The 18,277-nt window shown below is 60.1% G+C and carries 22 protein-coding genes; 1 reads left to right on the top strand and 21 read right to left on the bottom strand.

Going from position 1 to position 18,277, the window contains the following annotated elements; genetic code table 11:
- Positions 1-13: 13 nt before the first annotated feature.
- The 18 genes from MSKU9_RS16760 to MSKU9_RS16675 all read right to left on the bottom strand — a co-directional run bounded on the left by MSKU9_RS16760 (position 14) and on the right by MSKU9_RS16675 (position 12,193).
- On the bottom strand, positions 14-1,504 hold the full coding sequence (locus MSKU9_RS16760; protein ID WP_141262498.1) for a phage tail sheath protein: 1,491 nt from the start codon (positions 1,502-1,504) through the stop codon (positions 14-16).
- Between the two features lie 3 nt (positions 1,505-1,507).
- The gene (locus MSKU9_RS16755; RefSeq protein ID WP_141262497.1) at positions 1,508-1,699 is read right to left on the bottom strand and encodes a hypothetical protein; all 192 of its coding nucleotides are present in this window, start codon (positions 1,697-1,699) and stop codon (positions 1,508-1,510) included.
- A 17-nt stretch (positions 1,700-1,716) separates the two neighbouring features.
- Entirely contained in the window at positions 1,717-2,598 is an 882-nt protein-coding gene (locus tag MSKU9_RS16750; protein ID WP_141262496.1) for a hypothetical protein, read from the bottom strand.
- Between the two features lies 1 nt (position 2,599).
- Complete coding sequence (locus tag MSKU9_RS16745) at positions 2,600-3,277, bottom strand: hypothetical protein (RefSeq protein ID WP_141262495.1); 678 nt, start codon at positions 3,275-3,277, stop codon at positions 2,600-2,602.
- A gap of 10 nt (positions 3,278-3,287) precedes the next feature.
- Positions 3,288-3,716, bottom strand: coding sequence for a hypothetical protein (locus tag MSKU9_RS16740; RefSeq protein WP_141262494.1), 429 nt, complete (start codon positions 3,714-3,716; stop codon positions 3,288-3,290).
- Positions 3,716-3,910, bottom strand: a complete 195-nt coding sequence (locus tag MSKU9_RS16735) for a hypothetical protein (protein ID WP_141262493.1) — start codon at positions 3,908-3,910, stop codon at positions 3,716-3,718. Before MSKU9_RS16735 ends, MSKU9_RS16740 begins: the two co-directional genes overlap by 1 nt.
- Entirely contained in the window at positions 3,911-4,120 is a 210-nt protein-coding gene (locus MSKU9_RS16730; protein ID WP_141262492.1) for a hypothetical protein, read from the bottom strand.
- Entirely contained in the window at positions 4,092-4,439 is a 348-nt protein-coding gene (locus tag MSKU9_RS16725; protein WP_141262491.1) for a hypothetical protein, read from the bottom strand. Before MSKU9_RS16725 ends, MSKU9_RS16730 begins: the two co-directional genes overlap by 29 nt.
- Positions 4,440-4,510: 71 nt before the next feature.
- On the bottom strand, positions 4,511-4,921 hold the full coding sequence (locus MSKU9_RS16720) for a hypothetical protein (protein ID WP_141262490.1): 411 nt from the start codon (positions 4,919-4,921) through the stop codon (positions 4,511-4,513).
- A complete protein-coding gene (locus tag MSKU9_RS16715) occupies positions 4,891-5,115 on the bottom strand; it encodes a hypothetical protein (protein ID WP_141262489.1) in 225 nt (74 codons plus the stop codon). The genes MSKU9_RS16720 and MSKU9_RS16715 overlap by 31 nt, the downstream gene beginning before the upstream one ends.
- Positions 5,115-6,503: a DUF4043 domain-containing protein gene (locus tag MSKU9_RS16710; protein ID WP_141262488.1), complete on the bottom strand. Its 1,389-nt coding sequence runs from the start codon at positions 6,501-6,503 to the stop codon at positions 5,115-5,117. The genes MSKU9_RS16715 and MSKU9_RS16710 overlap by 1 nt, the downstream gene beginning before the upstream one ends.
- An 80-nt stretch (positions 6,504-6,583) precedes the next feature.
- A complete protein-coding gene (locus tag MSKU9_RS16705; protein ID WP_141262487.1) occupies positions 6,584-7,201 on the bottom strand; it encodes a phage scaffolding protein in 618 nt (205 codons plus the stop codon).
- Between the two features lie 45 nt (positions 7,202-7,246).
- The gene (locus MSKU9_RS16700; protein WP_141262486.1) at positions 7,247-8,764 is read right to left on the bottom strand and encodes a portal protein; all 1,518 of its coding nucleotides are present in this window, start codon (positions 8,762-8,764) and stop codon (positions 7,247-7,249) included.
- Positions 8,765-8,779: 15 nt separating this feature from the next.
- A complete protein-coding gene (locus MSKU9_RS16695; RefSeq protein WP_193557724.1) occupies positions 8,780-10,090 on the bottom strand; it encodes a phage terminase large subunit in 1,311 nt (436 codons plus the stop codon).
- Entirely contained in the window at positions 10,090-10,551 is a 462-nt protein-coding gene (locus MSKU9_RS16690) for a hypothetical protein (RefSeq protein WP_193557723.1), read from the bottom strand. Before MSKU9_RS16690 ends, MSKU9_RS16695 begins: the two co-directional genes overlap by 1 nt.
- Positions 10,552-10,849: 298 nt before the next feature.
- On the bottom strand, positions 10,850-11,398 hold the full coding sequence (locus tag MSKU9_RS16685) for a hypothetical protein (protein WP_141262485.1): 549 nt from the start codon (positions 11,396-11,398) through the stop codon (positions 10,850-10,852).
- A 13-nt stretch (positions 11,399-11,411) separates the two neighbouring features.
- The gene (locus tag MSKU9_RS16680) at positions 11,412-11,666 is read right to left on the bottom strand and encodes a hypothetical protein (RefSeq protein ID WP_141262484.1); all 255 of its coding nucleotides are present in this window, start codon (positions 11,664-11,666) and stop codon (positions 11,412-11,414) included.
- A 245-nt stretch (positions 11,667-11,911) separates the two neighbouring features.
- Positions 11,912-12,193, bottom strand: coding sequence for a hypothetical protein (locus MSKU9_RS16675; protein ID WP_141262483.1), 282 nt, complete (start codon positions 12,191-12,193; stop codon positions 11,912-11,914).
- Positions 12,194-13,197: 1,004 nt separating this feature from the next.
- Between MSKU9_RS16675 and MSKU9_RS16660 the strand changes: the two genes are divergently transcribed.
- On the top strand, positions 13,198-13,917 hold the full coding sequence (locus MSKU9_RS16660) for a hypothetical protein (protein WP_141262482.1): 720 nt from the start codon (positions 13,198-13,200) through the stop codon (positions 13,915-13,917).
- On the opposite strand, the gene MSKU9_RS16655 is transcribed toward MSKU9_RS16660, so the two are convergent.
- Genes MSKU9_RS16655 through MSKU9_RS16645 form a run of 3 tightly spaced genes read right to left on the bottom strand, consistent with a single transcriptional unit; the run spans position 13,909 to position 18,250 of the window.
- Positions 13,909-16,434, bottom strand: a complete 2,526-nt coding sequence (locus tag MSKU9_RS16655; protein ID WP_141262481.1) for a topoisomerase — start codon at positions 16,432-16,434, stop codon at positions 13,909-13,911. The genes MSKU9_RS16660 and MSKU9_RS16655 overlap by 9 nt on opposite strands.
- Positions 16,431-16,823 carry a VRR-NUC domain-containing protein gene (locus MSKU9_RS16650; protein ID WP_227002546.1) on the bottom strand — a complete coding sequence of 131 codons (393 nt, stop codon included), beginning with the start codon at positions 16,821-16,823 and terminating at the stop codon, positions 16,431-16,433. Before MSKU9_RS16650 ends, MSKU9_RS16655 begins: the two co-directional genes overlap by 4 nt.
- Positions 16,820-18,250: a DEAD/DEAH box helicase gene (locus MSKU9_RS16645; RefSeq protein WP_141262480.1), complete on the bottom strand. Its 1,431-nt coding sequence runs from the start codon at positions 18,248-18,250 to the stop codon at positions 16,820-16,822. The genes MSKU9_RS16650 and MSKU9_RS16645 overlap by 4 nt, the downstream gene beginning before the upstream one ends.
- Positions 18,251-18,277 lie beyond the last annotated feature (27 nt).

The following is an 18,277-nucleotide window of genomic DNA, read 5'->3' as shown; positions in this document are numbered from 1 at the left end:
AAACGGAACGGGATCAGGACGCGGACGTGGCCGATGTAACCACCACACTGGAACCGCCCTGCAGGTTGACCACGAAGAAGCGGTTGATGCCCTGATACGTGACCTGCACATCGGCGCGGACGTAGCCCAGCGCTGTTTCGGACTGGGGATTGTTCGTGCTGTCACAGACTACGGCATAGGCCGCTGTGCTGCCCAGAATGCCATTGCTGACCATGTTGGACAGTGTGCCCAGCAGCACGGCGCGGATATCACCGAACAGCGTGTCATTGATGACATCACCGACAAACGTGCCCATGCCGGAATTGATGGTTTCGGCAATGTAGTTGGTCAGGCGGGTATAGCTGTCGTCGTCGGTGGTATCGTCCGAGGACGTATTGATCCCGCCGCGCACCGCCCAGTAGCTGCCACCCGGCGCGGGGTTGCAGATCACGTCAATACCGGCATCGAACAGCGCACCTAGTTCCGCATCGGAATAGGTCTGCGTCGTGCCGCTGGACACAAGCCCGGCCTTCTGGCTGCCGATCACGCCCGAAAGCTGCTTGTTCAGGCTGGACTGTTCCGGCGACAGGCCACCAAACAGACCCGCCACGAACGCCTGCGGGGTCACCAGCATGTCACCGTTGGTGTCGTCGTCCCACCACAGCCAGTCACCGAACATCAGCTTGACGCCATAACTGTCCAGGCCGGCGGCATCTTTCATGCTGACGGCATTGCTGATCGTGTCGCCAGACGGGCCGCACCCGATCATATACAGCCCTTCGCCCAGGCCGAATGTCGCCTGCGTGGTCCACGACGTGCTATCCGTCAGACCATGCAGGATGCCAAGTGCGCACCCCTGCTTGCGCAGCGCATACATGCCGGTCCGCGTCGTGTCGTCTGCGCCGATAAACTGCTCTGTTGTGGGTGTGCCACCATCCTTGCCGCCGGACAGGATTTCGGTCCCGGCTGCAAGATCAGGAACGGTTGTCGGCACCGTCGCCACGACCAGCGCGGATGTATCAGCCGCAATGGCTGCGGCAATGGCCGTCCACGTCGTTCCGGTATAGGACCGGCTACCCAGCGTGGCATGGCTGGTGGTCAGCGTGTATTTGCTGGTAACGATGCTGTTCTGGGTCAGGGTGGCCGTGATGGCGTTGCCCGCGCTGCCGGTATAGCGGGCGGTGAGTGTCGCGCCTGCCAGCGTGCCAGTGGCGGCCGCATCCGTGCCGTCGGTCACGCGCACGCAGCGGAAATCGGAAGCCCCCTGCAGGATGGCGATGTTGACCGCCGTGCCGATGTCGGTGGCCAGCGCCTGTTTGGGACCGAACGCGGCAAGCTGGTCGCCCATGCTGCCAATAATCATGGGGGTATTGAGTGGCCCCCATGAAGCAGTGCCGACCAGACCAATCCGCCCACTGGATACAGCATTCAGCGCCAGCGTGGTGGGCTTCTGGATCTGCACATACAGGTTTGGCACGTTCAGGCTGTTGGTGTTCAGGGAGCCTGCCTGATAAAGCTGCGGCATTGGTTATTTCTCCTGCGTGAGAGCCACACGAACCGTAAAGCGGTCCAGCGTTCCTGCAGCCTTCAGTTTCGCGATGGTGGCTGCATCGGTGATCTGCGTTCCCATCGGGTATCCGTGTCCTGGAATGGTCACGACATAGGCGACCGAAGGCGGTGTGGGCGTTGCCGGGGCCGCATTCTGGGGGGTGTCCGTCATTTTTCTCTCGGATGTGGTCAGGAGGCGCTTATCGCGCCATCTCCTGCGGTGTGGGTCGTGTCGCCCGGAAGGGACATCACGCCTGAATGGAACAGCATTTGCGCCATGTTCTCGCGCATGTCGGTGTCGTAGGTGGCGATGAAACGGAACGGCCGCATGAAAATGCCGCTGTTCTGTGCGGCATCGTTGTTCCAGTTCCCCCGGCTCTCGATCTGGAAGGTTGAGCCGTTGGCATCCGTCAGCCAGTCGATAAAGGCCATGCCGCTGTCGATCGCTGTCCCCAGCGCATCGCGGGCAGACGGCGTAGCCGACCAGACCGTGACCTGAAACAACTGCTGTTGCCTGCGCGCGGTTCGTACTGCTGGAGCATATGCGCCAACCGCACCTTCCAGTGTCGTGGCTCCGGGCACACTGACAATCGCACCACTTGAGGTCGCGCCATCGATCTGGTCTGCCAGGGCGGCTGCAATGCTTGCCACGGTATCAGTCGGCTGCACCGCGTAGGCTGCAACAGACCTGTCAGGGATGGCCGCGCCATCGGAACGAAGGCGCAGGCCAACAATGCCTGCAGGAGTTGCCCCGTCCTGCAGCGTGATCGTGGCCGTGGTTCCGTCGGTCGTGACTGACACCGTGGCCGGAACGGGAGTGCCGTCCTGTCGCCACGGTCGCCCCAGAGGCTCATCAATGCGCCGCCAGCCGCCCTGCAGGTCCATGACGGTGATGAAGTCCACACCGTTCCTCAGCGCGCAGTCCGCGCCCGTATAATCGGCCTGCGTGATCCAGCCACGGAATATTTTGGTTGGCCTGCCCGTTACGGACGGCTTTCCTTTCCCGTTCGGGTAGGCGATGGCCGCCATCTGCGCCACGATAGCGTGGGAAATCGAGACAATATCGGCCATATCACACCTGCCTCACGCTCATCAGGCAACGATTGCCGTATTGGCTCGGCTCCACCGCAGTCACGGTGTAAGTCGTTCCGAGGTCGGTTGTGACAGCCATCTCCACAGTCGGGATGAAGCCCGGCATGACCGGCAGAAGCATCTCGTAATCAGCAGCCTTGATCGATCCGGGGATGCCATCACCGGTCGGACTGCCCTTCCCCTTGATCTGGATGAAGACAGGCCAGCTCGAGGCAAGCGTGGTCTGGGCGCTCGTATCGCCCGCCGTGCCGTAACCGTCCGACGCGCCAACGTCCGTGCAGGCCGCGCCATCTCCATTGGTGCTGCCCTGTCCTGACTGCCCCGCGATAGACACGACCCGATTACACAGCATGCACAGCGGTGGCCGGAATGGCTCAAGGCGCGCCACAAAATAATTTTCACCCGCGCAGGTCAGCAGGTCGCCCGACTGCACATCCGTGGTGTCGAACAGGCCGAATACGGCGGGTTTTCCCCACAGGGCCGGGCGAGCGAACCCGAACGCCTTGTCATCGTTGAACGCGGCCAGAAACGTCGCGTGGACGGTCTCCATCGGCGCGGTCAGCGATGCCGGACGGTATTGCGCGGTCGTGGCCCCCAGCCGCAGGGCGGCCTTGGCATAGCCACGCGCCACCTTCTGCTGGACGAGGGCCTGATACATGCCGCGTTACCTACACAAAATGAATATCGCCGCCGCAATAGATGCTGCGATCAATAGCGGCCTGCACTGCCTGAATTGGCGTCGCGCCCATCGCCAGCGCGCCATATGCGATTTCAGCGCCCGATCCGATGCATAGAGGCTGGGACACGTCGAATTCTTCCGTGCCCCCATCCTGAATGATCAATCCGTGCCTGCGGTCCTGCACAAGGATGGCGGAATATGATTTGCCGACAGGAAGCGCAGAAGGCGACCCGACGCATTCTTCCGCAATCCAATTTGCAAGAGGAAGGATGGCCATGGCTGTCCCGCAGACACCAAGCTGGTATCTGCCATCCCCCAGAAGCATGACCTTGCGCACAGATCCAGTAACACAACCATATTCAGTTGCGGCCAGACTATCGGCGGCCATCTGGCCATCCTTCCAGACAATAACGGTCATCAGCGACGCCGCCCCTTGGTCGATGTGCGGTTCATCAACGATACCATCTGCCGGTCAATGGCCTTGGCCTGCTGGGTCTTTTTGAACGCCGCTGTGGTCATGCCCACCAAGGCGGCGTTCTGACCATCCTCCTTCCGGTCGGTGTTCGACTTGAGATACTGCGCCATGGTCATGCGCTTTGCGGGACGTGCCATTTACTTCTTCCGCCTGATGATGCTGTTGGCCTTGGCGTTTATTTTCGCCTGCGAGGATTTGGACAGGTTTCCCGCCTTCACCTGCTGCGCGGCGCGCGCCTTGGCGTTAATCGCATGGGCGCGATCAGGCATCGGGAACCGCCGCGATCCGGGAAGGCCGAAAGCGGATTTCGGCAGGGCGTTACGCCTGCGGGTGCTCAGGGCCGCCATTGTCGCCCTCCTGTTTCTTGGCCTTGTTCTGCGGCCAGTTTGCGGGATGGTCAGGATCTTTGCTGGGCACAATGCCTGCCGAAGTCAAAGCCACGGAAAGCGGTCCGGACATGGGAGCAGGAACCGGCGGCCCTTCCAGATACGCGGGCTGGCCATCAGGTATCGGCCCGGTCCGGCGCTCGCGCGGGGTGACGTTTCCCATGCGATCAACAAGGTATCCGATCATCGCATCGGTGCCAGTGACCTCGACCACGCGACCGGCATCCGCCCCGAACGGTTGGGGGTCACGCGCAAGAGCGCGCCTGACTGCGACAATCACGCCATCTTTAACCTGCGCCCAAATCCGCGATGGTCGCGGCCTGTTGCTGTCAACAGCGAACATGCTGCCTCCTATATTGTGATGCGATTGGCAGGGCGCAGACCAGGCCCCGGTGGCACTCCCAGAAACGCGCACAGCTGCCTGCGCCACCTGTTGTAAAGGCCAAACCTGTCCTGAACCTCGGATCGGTTGTGATGCCACACGGCGGCCTGATCCGTGTCCAGATTGTCCGACGCGCCCATGATGGCGGTCTCCAATGTCTGGCACTGGGTCAGAAAGGTACGGGCCTGCACGCATTCGTCGGGCGCAAGATTGCGCATGCGCCATTCGTTGAAGCCATAGACCTGAAAAAATCGCCATGACTGCTGGCCGCTGTTAATGCCGCCCATGGCTGGATAGCCCATATAGCGGCGGCACTGGACAAGCTCGTCGTCGGTCAGGGGTGTGCTGACTACGTCTTGGCCCGTGGTTGTTCCAGACATTCGACCGGCTCCATCTCTGCCCCCCGTTCGCGCAGGTGGGCGATTTCCTCGGGGCTTGTGATGATTTCCCCGGCGGACCAGTGGTATCGGCCCCGGTTGAACCGGGGTTCGATATACCCGTGGTCACGCACAAGCCGAACGGGGGCGGCAATTTCGCCACCCCCCTCCCCCTGCACCTTGCGAGGGCGCGCCATTACGCGCTGGCGCCCAGACTTTCGATCACCACGCCGCGCTTGAGATAGCTGTTGGTCGCGGTCGGGATGATCGTGGTATCAGCCGTAAGGTCAGTGGGAAGCGCAAAGCCCCCAATCCACGACCACGACTGCGCAATGATCTGCGCCAGACGATCCAGCGCCGGGCGGGTGATCATGCACACGTCGTCCACATGCGTCAGTTCGCCACCGTCCAGCATGCCCGCGTAATGGTTGCCCATGTTCGCGTAATCGCCCTCGATCAGCGCCCCCTGACCGCAGATGATGGCGCGGTGGATGGCCCCTGCCCCCAGAGACGCCTGCTGCGGCGCTTCTGTCGTGGGGATGAAGCGAATACCCAGCAGGTCGAAGATCTGGCCGGTCTGGTAGGTATCGGACCCATACTGACCACGATACAGCAGCTTGAAGTCGTCATCGCGGAACAGGCCCAGAAGCTGCGCATTGTCGAGGTAGCAGTGATAGACGCCACCTTCCAGCGTAGGCACGTTGTTGTCACGCAGCGCGGAAAGGGCGGCCAGCATCGCCTGAATGGTCAGAAGATCGCCAGTCACCACGTTTCCATCGGAGTCCTTCTGCCCGCCAGCCAGAAGGCCAAGCGTTGTCGAACGCCCGTTGGGACGCAGAACCAGCGGGGCCGTGGCGGCAACAACAGCCTGCCCAGCCGTGCCGTCTGCCACGGTCACGTTGCTGGAGAACGTCAGCGTGCCGGAGATTCCGTTGGGAGCGGTTGTGGTGTTGGTCGCATCAGCCGCGACACCAACCAGTGTGTAGGCATCACCGCCGACGGTAACCGTCATTCCGTTGCTGCTGCTGACCGCGACCACCTGTCCCTCATCGGACAGGATATTCTGGAATCCGCGAATATCATCCACCGCGACCGTGGTGCCCGCAGCGGTCAGCGTGGTGGTGACGCGCGTATTGCCACCGAGGTAGCCACCGACACCGCTCTGAACACCACCGAACAGCGCGTTGCGGGCCAGCCGGTCGAGCGTCTGACGGGCATTGATGCCGAGAACCTGCGCATTTTCCACGAACTGGTTGGCAATGCCCACGCCTTCGGTCACCTGGTTAAGGTCCATGGTGTTGCCATACTGATCGATCGACAGCGTGTACTGCTCGACCGACCAGTTCGTGGGCGACATGCCGTTATCGAAGTTGGTGTTGCTGCTGGGGTTCAGCGGGGTTGTCGCGGGAGCCAGCAGGCCGCGCCGGGTATCGGTAATGGTCTGGCCGATGCGTGCCGGAAAATCCATCCGATCCGCAACGGAACGAAACCCGAGGCGCGACTGGAGGGAATCCTGAAAGGCACGCGCGAGGTAGCCCTGCTGAATGACGGGCTGAAGAACTGCGGGGAAATTGGCGATGGCCATGTTTATGTCCTTGATGTCAGAAATTCGCCCCGGCATCAGCAGGAAGCGGTGCGCGCATCAGCGGCGGGATTTGTTTTGTGTTAGCGAGGCGGCCAGCGCAGACCGATGGTTGCGGCATTTGCTGCCACGTCTTTCGCGTCTGCCGTTACCGCGTTGAACGGTTCGGGGTCTCCGGCCTTGGGCGCGGGCGTCGTCTTGGTCGTGCCGGTTTCTGTGCCGGGCTTGGCCGGTGCAGTGAACAGATAGCCACGGCTTTCCTTGGCGGCTTCCATGACTGCATCAAGACCTTCGACCTGACCATTATCGCCCATCTTGACGGTGCCGAGGTCGATCAGCTTGACCACATCCTCGGGATTGACCGCGCCCAGACGGACGGCGGCGGCCTTGGCCTCGGCGCGAATGACGGCGGCGTTCGCCTTTTCAGTCGCACCCTTGGTTGCGGCCTCGGCGTCGGCCTTGGCCTGCTCGACGGCAGCATTCGCATCGGCCAGGGCCTTTTCGCCGTCAGCCTTCTGCTTGTCGAACTGGGCCTTGAGGCCATCACGCGACTTGATTGCCTCATCGCGCTCACCGCGAATGGTGTCGCGTTCAGCACGGGCGGATTTCAGTTCGCCGCGCACCGTTACGAGATCGGCGCGGGCTTTTTCGAGTTCTCGCACCGTGTTGGGATCGATTACAGGCGTGGTGTTTTCGGTCATCTGACCCTCTGTTTTGTGAATGATCCGGCATCAGCCGGGGGAACGTCAGGCCGTGGCTTGTCGTGTCTCTGTTCGGCCTGCACCAGCAGCCTGCCGGTCGGCTTTGGCGGCGTTCGCGGCGTTCTGCCGCTTGGCGGCCAGAACCGGGTCGGACAGTTCATCCAGCACCCGGTCCCATTCCTCCTGCGGGCTGGCCGTTCCGACCTTGGCGGCATAGATGTTGCAGGCGGTCTCGTTGGACATAAAGCCCGACGCCACAGCCGTCGCCAGCCCCTGCGCAAGCTGCAGTAGTTCGGGGTCCGTGCTGGGGAAGTAGGGTGGCCATTGCAGCGCCAGACCGGCGTCAGGCAGATTGACGTGATCCTTGCCGCCAATCCGGATGCCGCCAGCCACTACGCTGGAAAACCGGCAGATCATGCGATACAGCGCCAGCAGTCCGTATTCGCCGTATGACAGGCGCAGGCGGTCAGCCAGCCACACCAGCGATTGGCACATCATTTCCATGGCCCGGCCAGACTGCGCGGCGCTGATCTTGTCCGCACTGGCCCGGTTGCCGTGGATCTGCTCCATCACGATGGCGCGCAGTTCCTTGTAGTGCGCCAACATGGCGCCGGATGCGTCGCCATTGATCTCCAGCATCTTGGCGTCGCCATCAAGCGGGAGCGTCAGGGCAGACGCTGCGCCGCCGGTTATCCCGCCATCATCCGCCGCGCCGGCCGGATCAGCCGCACCGGCTTTGATAACCAACTTCGGGTCGGCGCTGTATTTCAGGCCGCGTCCAGACTGGGACAACAGGTAATCGCACTCGATGACCGTATCGATGGCGCGCTCGAAGGTGCATGGACCGTCCACAACGCCCGGCTGCGCCAGATTGGCCATCCAGATCCACGGGACAAAGTCTAGGCCGTGGTGCGTGGTGCGTGTGGCATCTATCCGGTCGGGCAGGCCATCGGCCACACGGGTTGGAACGTAGACCCGACAGGCTTTTTTGTCCCATTCGCGCCGCCACCAGAACACGGCAGGCATGTCATCATCAGAGAGGGGCCAGCCATTCGCGGCCAGATCAGCCCCCTTGACCTTGTAGCACTCGGTCACGCTCACCAGGTGGTTCGCCGCGTCCCATACGGGCGTAAGAAACCGGGTATCGTGCATCGACACACACGGCGCACGATCCACAACCTCGACCAGCAGGGCAGACGAACCGACAGAGCCAGAAATAACCGCTTCGATCATGACCGCGGGCAATGCACATTCCCGGTCCAGATCGGCCATGACGGCGGCAACATCCGGACTGTCCGCGCTCAGGGCGGGCCAGTGGCATTCGCCGAACACCAACGAAGCGCTTTCATCCACCACCGTTGCGCACATGTTGGTGCGCACCGACGGTCTGCGCTGCGATAGCGGGATGTATTCCCCTGCCCCGTTGTATTCGCTGCTGAACGGGTTCTGGATCGCGTCATACTGCGTGCAGTCCCTGACCTTCATCAGCGCGGTCAGGCGGTTTGCACGCGCTGGCAGATCGTTGTCCTGCGGATAGGTTTTCTTTAGCTGCTGCCAGTCCATACGGCCCCGTGGCCGCTATCGGCCCAGATTGAAACGTGTTGGTGCGAAGCGCGCCGGTGCGGCCGGTGGCGGCCCCAGCATGAGATCAGTCAGGCCCCACACCAGCGCGTCGGCCCGGTCGGGCGAACGCGCGCCCTCAAACCCCGACATGGAGAACTGGCAAAGCTGGTCCTCAAGGTCGGGGAACCTGCCGTGGTGGGTCACTTTCCCCTGTTCATAGAGCGCCGCCACAGGTTCAGCCCGAGCGAACTTTCCGCGCGAGGCCGTGACAAGCGTGACCGGCGCCGTGGCACGCGCCGCCCTGATCGTGCTTTCGACCATCGCGCCGCCAAAGTTTTTTTCGGCCACGATCCGGTCGCCGCGCCAAAGGTCCAGCGCATCCAGTGCGATCTTGGCCCATCCGGCCGGGCCGGTGCGGCATGACAGGTCAGCCAGCACATGGCCGTTGCCGTCAACGTCAACACCGCACACCGAAATGCCTATCTCATCCGAGCGATAATCTTCCGGCCCTGAACAGCCCGAAGGATCGACGGCCACGACGATGCGCCGCATACGCGCCAGCACGGCGGCACGGTTGGCGTCCGTTATCGCGGCCTCGCGCCGAATGCGGTCCAGCGTCCACAGCGCTCCCTCGATTGCAGTCTGGTAATTGCCGAACAGGAACCGCTGGCGTTCCTTCTCCGGCAGGCTTTCCAATTGCTTCAGATATTCAGGCGACAGGTTGGCCCGGTTGCTGTCCGGGTTGATCTGCATGGTTGCATAATCGGCCGGGTCGGGCAGCGGTTCGCCCGACTTCGGCTCAACGTGCCGCTCGAACAGGCTGTAAAGCCAATGCGAAGTCGTGGGCGGGTTGGCGTCGATATATTCCTTGACGTTCAGCGTCGATTTCTGCGCCAGCCGTGTCAGCAGCATGTTGCGCGCGCCGTATCCGATCTGGCTGGCCTCATTCAGGTAAACAGTGGCGAACTCAAGACCGAGGATCTTCTCTGTGCGGTCGGAACTATCAAGGCCATGGAACAGGATTTCGGACCCGTTCGGCAGGGTCACGAACCAGTCCGTGCGGTTCAGGTTGTAGGGCACGCCGGGGAAGCACAGGCGCATCACCTTGGGAAACGTGTCCCCGATGATGGAGTGTTTCAGCGCATTGAATCGGTGGCGGAAAATGCCGTGGCGCGTGCCCGGCGCCTTGGCTGCGCGGATGACCAGAGCGCGGATCAGGAGAAAGGTTTTCCCCGACCGCGAACCGCCCCGAAGCAGGATGTGCGTGGCCGGGCTGCCCAGCAGTCGGTTTGCTTCCTGCTGGGCCGGGTTCAGCTTGGCGACCATTACAGCGCGTCGTCATCCGATGTGATGTTCATGGTGATGTTGCCGGTCTGCTGAACGTCATAGCGTTCACGGAATTTCTCGGGCCGGTGCGCTTTGAGAAGAAGCGTTGTCAACGCATCGCTGTATTTCTTCTGTTTCAGCGGCTTCCCGGTTTCCGGATCGCGCACTATCTGCCCCATGGAAATCACGTATTCTTCGTGGCCATCGACGGCGCGACGACGCGCTTCCGCCTCAAGGGCGTCTGTCGCCTCATCGATCGCATCGTCCCATGCGGCGGCAAACGCAGGGTCTTGATCCCGCCATTCATGAACGGTCGTTCGCCCGACCACAGCAACACGAGCAGATTCTGATACGTTTGATGTTTTACGCAGATGCTCAAGGAAAACCTCGCGTGCATCGCGCGTAGGACGTGTCCGGCTCGTTCGCTTCTCAGCTTTAGCCGGACCCTTTCGCCCAGCCATACGATCCTCCAGGCAATGATGTTTGATGCACTCCCCGCCTTATCCCCCGTTGCTTGCGGGCTGACAGGATTTACCCATGCCGATCGGCAATGAAACTAACGGGCACCAATCGGTTAGGGAGGACGGGGATATCGGCTCCGTGCCAGAACCGTAAGGTTGTCAGCCGCCCGAATGCACATGGAACAGGGATGGCCGAATACGAAAAACCGCCCTCGGTGGGTGGATTATATCGTGCCGTTGCGGCGCATTTATTCCATGATGGACCGAATAATGCACGTTACTGGAAAAAGTACAAGTCTTATTTTTTGAACCACAGATCAGCCAGTTTATCGAGGCCATAGCACAGGGTTTTGCCGCGCATGCCCACACGCTCATCCTCGCCACATACGGCAACGATCGCGCGCCGCTGCGCTGATGTAAGAACTTCCAGCGCCTCGGAAACCAGTTCGCGGGCGTAGCTGGTGTTTTCCGGCCCTGTCAGATCGCCGCCACGTTCGATTTCCTGCGTGTCGTAAGTCTGGGTCACGCGCGCCCGTCGGGCGGAACGCAACCATGCCTGACGGAAACGCATCCCGGCAGCATGCTGCTGCGGTGTCAGGTTGCTGTTTGGCCGATGGTAGAACCGGTCCAGCGCACATTCATCCGCGACCCGGCGAACTGCCTGCGTCTTGCCACCGCCGCCTGCAATCGCAATAGCATCCTGCACAATCCTGCGGCGGATTGCGGCTGGTCCGTCTGCCCCCGGGTCTGTGGCTGTCCCGGCTTCTATCTCACGGCGCAGGCGATTATAGCGCCGGTCTGATTTCAGGATCTGGGATACGCGGTCAAGTTCACTGGTCTGCGCCACCTGCCCCTCCAAATCACTTCGTTTCGAGTTCGGCAATGCGTCGTGCCGTTGGTTCAATGTTTTTAGCCAAAAGACGGGCCGTATTTACAAGATTTTCCGCGCTTTTATCGGAGCCGATTAGCATTTCATTGAAATACAACTCCCCATTGCGCCTGATAAAATACATCACCTTTTCTTCGCCTGCATATGGAACCGTTACGAAACTTTTAGAATTTCTGCTTTCAGTCATCTTTCCTCCAACCTCCTCATATCTGCCCGCATTTTCCACGCCGCCCGCCAGTCACTCGGCGTAGCACTTGAGAAATACAGAGCGCCGTTACTGTGCTGCCACCTGATATGCCCGCTGCCGGTGATTGCGATGGCCGACCATCCCCTGTCTGCCATTTCGCGTTGCAGTTTGCGGTGGAGGCGGATTTTCATTCTCCGCACCACCAGACAAACACCCAAGCCGCTGCGGACACGGGTGCGACCACGAGGATGAACAGGGTCCAGATCAGGGCGGTTGTCAGTGTGTCAGCCATTCCGGGCAAACCTCCTGCTTTTCCCAATCTCATCCCGAAGACGATCGGCGATTTTATCATTTCCTGCGATACGATGCGCAACTGACCAGAATGCATTTGCCCCATCGTAATACTTCTGCACGTCAGGCATATGCGCCGCGCAGAACCCTACGAGATGATCAGTATAATCAAGCAGTTCAAGAAGATCGCGCCGCTCACGTTCCGTAATCCGCTCACGCTTCAGCCTCTCAATCTCCGACCAAGGCCACACGTAGCGTTTCAGGAAGCGGATCATGAATTGCGGCCTCCAAGCCGAACGACATTCGATACGGCACTATAAGCGCCCTTCGATTTTACCAATTTGATCTCTCGCGGATGGATCAGGCAATTTCCCCCGTGAGGAAACTGGACCCGGAAAAAAGTGGGCATGCCGGGCATTTTATCGCAGCCAATAATGACACCAGGCCTCGGAATACTTTTCGTGCTGATAAGCACCTCATCCCCGATTTGAAACACCCTTTCTTGCCGGAATGTCCGAGGGTCGCGCTCCCATCGCTTCATGGAAAGTTCACACCCTTCCGCCAGAGCGATCCCCTTGACCATTCCACGATGAGAAATTCGTCCACCGCAACCGCAAGGGCACTTCCGTCGGCAATACTTCCTGTCCTGCGGCTCGATATATCGACACTCAGTTTCGCATGCCGATTTCCCCCAACCATCAGTTCCGCCCTTCACCGCGGCCTTTAGGGCTTGGGGAGAAAGAGAATTCAGATCCATCATCCGAACCAACCCTCCATATTTGCCCACACAGCGCCTTTCCCATCACCCACGGTAATCTACCCTCGGAACCGATTACACCACACTCAGCGCCAATCCTCGACGCTCTCAGGGCTATACCAGCCAGCACAGCCCGTCCCGTTTCCCCGATATCGTATCCGGCCCGCATCTGACACGCGGTTACGGCCACGTTCCAGTTTCGGGCCGGGGCAAGGTTCGCCACATAGTCGGCGCCACAGCGTTCGGGCCAGATTTCTTGGGTATCCACAGATCACCGGAAATTATTGGATTTCCGGAATTCTAGTACGGATCGGATAGGGAGAGAAGGAAAAATGGTGATATTTACTTATTTTATACTTTGCGGGGTTTGCGGGGTATGTTTTTGGAAGGCCGTAAATAAACGCAGAAATATTAGTGTTTGTATGGTTTGCGGGTACGGAAGGGTTTGCACAACCACTTTCCCTTGGCGGGAGGAAAAATGCAGAGATAGTAATATGCAAATTTCAGGGTTGCGGGGCGGAAATGCCGCACAAACCCTTCCTAACCCGCAAACCATACAAACAAATTGACAAGACGACCGGGATGACTCATGTTTCAAGCATGAAAAAAGACATAGATAATCACCCGCGATTTTGCTCGTTTGTCGAGAAAAACTGGGGCTTAGGGCGGCCGTTTGAGGCCGATGACATCCTCAATTGCGCCCATGATTTAGGGGGTGCGTCTGACGTTTATGTCGTCGCGAAGTGGACGACTGCCAACAGTCCCGGCCTGTCGGTCGTTAATTTCCTCAAGCGGGTTTGTGGAGAAACAATCGGCAATTATCGAATTGTTCCCGTGACGGGCATGAAGCCTGCCCGCCGGAAGTATTTTGCGGTAATTCGACCAGTAGGGAAGCTGGAGCACTGCCAGGAATGGTTACATCACGAAGAAACCTACGAGGAACGTCGCGACAAGGAATTAGCGAAATATTATGGACTTTTGGCAGGCATGTTCGGGAAACATATCCCTTTTACGACCCGCGACATCCTCAAAATGTATAACGCTAAAAAATCCCTTGAAGGTGACGTCTTCACTGAAATTACGGAAAATCTTGCAGGAAAACGCGGAGAAAATGGCCCGGAAATAAGCCTGCGATCCTTGGGGCGTCATTTTATGAGCGTACCCCGCCCAAGCGCATCGTCTCCCACTATGGAGCGATGCGGCATGGCGTCGGGCGGGATTGCAAAATGGCACCTAGTTTGACGCTCTAGATGCGATATACCAGCGCTTTACCTTATCCCGCGTAACCCCGCTGTCCATAATACGTGCGCCATCGGTGATCCGACCCTTGTGGTCGGAGAACCACTTTCCAAGGCGGCGAGAACTTACCTTTCCGGATGCATTTCCGGCTATCCGTACCAGCGCATCCCGTAGTTCCGGAAACTTCAATCCTGACATGTGACCATCATCGCCGTATGTGGTTTGCAGTGATAGTTCCTCAATCTGACGAATTGTCAGGGCGCATTGCCTTCCCGATCCCGCCGCTTCAGCCAGTAGGCCCACAACCTCACGATGCTCGATACGTTCAGGATCATCCTCGCGTGCAGCTTCCATGCTGTCGCAGGGGTCTTCCTGACCAAGCCAGACCAGGGCACTCCGCACCGTCCTGCTCCACACCTCGAATGAGGCCAGAGGCGTCAGCTGCATATCATCGCCGCTTTCCATGTATGAGCGCACGATTGTGATGCAGGCCGCGACATACTTCCCGCGGTTCTCCATCACTTCCTCAACTGGGTTATGCCGGAACTTGCGCAGTTCGGGCTGCTCCATTCCGGCATCAAGCGAAGCAACCAGACTGCGTCGGGTCATGTCGCCCTTAACGCGCAGGGCATTTCCTGTCGCGAAAATCACGGCCCGGTTCTCGATCTCGGTTGATGATGACGATCCCAGCTCACGGATACGAACGATCGGCCGTTCCGTGGCCTGGCACAACAGGTCGCCGCCCAGTTCTCCATTCACGTTATCCAGCGACATGATGGGATACCCGGCGAGCAGCAGACCGGCGAGGCGCTTTTCCATTTCGGTCGTGTCTTCCCCTGCACTGGTTACCGGGCACACGCGGCCCGTGGCGATCACGCTAGCGACATCCACCAGAAATGATTTTCCCGACCCGGGAGCGTTGGCGCGAAAGGCAAAGAGCGGGCTGACCGGCATCATGCCGCGCACTACGGCCGTGATGATCGAGGCAACGGCAACGGACCGATCTACATCCGCGGCAAACGGAAATTCTTCCAGCAGGGTGTTCAGCGTATTCAGCGCGTCAAATGCCGCATTCTTGCTCGGGTTTGGCAGGCGCAGGTCCAGCAGCGGATCATCAACGTGGAACAGGCGCGTTGCAGCGTCATAGCCCGGCGCCATGAGCACGCTGCCATCAGGCCGAAGGGTTGGCGTGGTGATGACACCTGCGATCGACGGGAACGCCCATGTGCCAGCCCGGGCCAGAATGGTCTGGGCGGCTGTCGGCGGCGGGTCGATCTGCTTCCAGCCCTGAGTGCGCTTATCGTATTTCTGCCACTCCACTGCCTGACACAGCAGATCAGTCAGTGCCGATGCGCCCAGGTCGATCAGGCATGCAGCATAAGTCGTGCGACCGTTGGCGGCGGCCACTTCCCTGCGTCCCGGACGCATAAGGGCCGTGCCCCGCTGGTACACCGGCATGCCGGACGCAACCAACGCCTGTTCACCCGCAGTAGCGACAAGATCCAGTTCGCCAGCGCGTACCTGTATCGGTTCCAGACCGGCTACGCGCCGACCCGGCTGCATGACGGGTGCGCTTTCCTGCGCACGCTTGACGGTCATGCCGCATAGTACGGGTCCGCAGTGTTCACGCAGCCAGTCGCGTGGGCTGGGCACGTTCAGGTCAGCAGCATCATCGCCGGGGTTTAGACCGGACACATCAACCATCCGCACCGTATCGGCAATTCCGGCGAGGATGGAGCGGATTTCCTCGGCTGCCTTCAGGCCCGGTTCATCATTGTCCGGCCAGATCAGGACATTTTTCCCCTCGAGAACAGACCAATCCGACTTGCTCACGTTTCCGGTCCCGGCCGTCCACGTCACGCACGCAATGCGTGGGAACATGGATTGGGCGGCATCGGCGGCCTTCTCTCCCTCACACACCAGAACGGCACGATGTTGTGCTACACGGTCGAGACCATACAGGCAGCGTGGTGCGGCATCATGCTTCAGGTGCCACCGCGTTCCTTTGGGCGACGTGCCGTATGTGAGCGGCATGATTTTCTTTCGCTCATGCTCGGTCGCATTTTTCCGCACGACGTACCGTAGTGGGAAGCCTGCGGCATCGCGGTAAGCGTAAACCTCGTCCCAACCGGTAAAATCCGGCGCAGGGGCATCGGCCGGCGGCGGAACGATCGGCGACCAGTCTGACTGGTGCAAAGGCTGATCTCGGTGAACAGGGACAGGATCAACGGTATCAGAAGTCACGCCAAGAATTTCCCCAAGGGCGCGGGCCGCAGTTACCCGGTCGCCATTCGTATTGATTGCTGCATAGAGGCTGATCGGGTCGCCCCCCTTCCCTGCGCCGGAGAAATCGCTCCACTTCCCGGTGCGCGTGTTGATGGACAGGGAGCGCCCCGGGTTTCCTGACAGGTCACCCAGCACCCATTCATCACCCCGGCGCTTCCCTGCAGGCAGCCAGGTTGCAACCAGTTGCGGGAACTGAGACAGGGCAACGGAATTGATCTGGTCGAATGGTATCATGCCTGCACCAGTCCCAGCGTCGCCAACGCTTCATCAACTGAACGGGCGACGCCTGCAGTTGCACCATGACGGCGCACCACTTCGATGAACCGGGCCTGTTCCATGGTCGCACGTCCACGCGGTCCTTTCACCTCGATAGCCACAAGCTGCGCCACCGTCTGCCCGACCATATCAGGCGTGATTTCACGCGACCGGTAGCCCAGAAGATCAGATGACCCCGGACACCAACCGAATGTAACGCGACGCGGATGTTCCAGCAGGAGGCGACTGCCTTCATGGCGGATGGTACGCCCAACCCAGCCTTCACCAACCGAATTACGGAACAGACGTACCCCATGGAGAGAGCCAACGCGGAGCATGATCTCCGCCTGTATCTGGGCTTCGTTCATGCCTGCGCTCCTGCACGTTCAGCGCGCATTTTCATCTGGTGGAAAACCCATCCCCGCTTGTAATTGCGGGCTTTGGCGATTTCTTTCAGGTCATCTTCGGTCCGGGCTTCCCTGAGAACCTGCTTGTATGGCTGCTGGCGCAGGTAATTCAGACGGGCCTGCGCGGCCTCATCGAGTTCGACCAGTTCACCATCCGCAACTTCCATGCGTCGGTCATCTTCTTCAGGCTTGTCCTGCTTCCGCGCCTCTCCACACTCCTGGCATTTGCGTGCTGTTGCAGCATTGACGGAAAAGCAGTGCTCGCACCGCCAGGTCGCGATAGCCGATCCGTCCCGTTCTTTCTTGGTCCGGCCTTCGAGGGACCAGTTATGCAGGCTATCCGGCAGGCCATGCTTGAACGTGTTTCCCGCATGATCAAGAACGATCAGATGCGTCTTGCCCGGCATTGGACGTAAACCGCGGCCAACCTGCTGGACATGCAGCCCAAGGGATTTTGTCGGACGCAGCAGGATCACCGCCCCTACGCACGGGACATCCAGACCCTCGGAAACAAGGTCGCAGGTAGTCAGAACCTGCACGGATCCGTCAGCCAGACCATTTATCGCAGCATCGCGCTCTTCGCCGGGCATCGCTCCATACGCAGCCCTGGCGCGCCAGCCCGCGTTCTGGAATGCCTCTGCATACATCTGGGCATCCTGCACGCAGGCGCAGAAAGCAATAGCAGGCAGCCCGGCCGCATATTTTGCGTAATGCGCCACTACGTCCCCGGTCAGTTTAGGCTCTGACATGATTGAGGACAGTGCCGTGGTGTCATAATCACCACCGCGCGTCTTAATGCCGGACAGATCAGGCGCATCAGTCGGCGCGAACACCCGGCTAGGCGTGAGAAATCCGTTTCCGATCAGGTCGCCGATCAGCGGACCCATGACCAGTGTGTCAAACACGCCGCCAGCGGATACGCCCAGACCTTTTCCGTCCATACGTTCAGGCGTAGCCGTTACTCCAAGGATCTTTGCCCAAGGCTGTGCCGCGATGACCTTGGCCCAGGTGCCCGCCACGGCATGGTGCGCTTCGTCCATAATGATCAGATCGAAGCGCGGCAGCGTCTCCAGCCTGCGGGCCAGTGTCTGCACCGACGCAACCTGCACCAGATCGCCTGTGGGATCAGCCCATGGCGCGATGATGCCGTGGGATACGCCAGCATCGCGCAGCTTACGACTTGCTTGCCGAATAAGCTCCTTGCGATGCGCAATAATGAGCACCCGGGAGCCGCGCGCCTTGGCACTTGACGCGATGTGACTGAACATCACCGTCTTGCCTGCTCCGGTAGGCGCCACAAGCAGCGGGGCACGGTGCCCCTGCCGGAATGCGTCGCGGACACCCTCTACTGCGTCCTGCTGGTACGGGCGTAGGGTTACTGCTGTCATTTGCGCAGTTCCTCCTGTGCAGCCTTC

The organism is Komagataeibacter diospyri (genome assembly GCF_006538165.1).
Classification (GTDB): domain Bacteria; phylum Pseudomonadota; class Alphaproteobacteria; order Acetobacterales; family Acetobacteraceae; genus Komagataeibacter; species Komagataeibacter diospyri.
The sequence above is the reverse complement of the archived record's forward strand: the minus strand, read 5'-3'. Positions and strand labels throughout refer to the sequence as shown.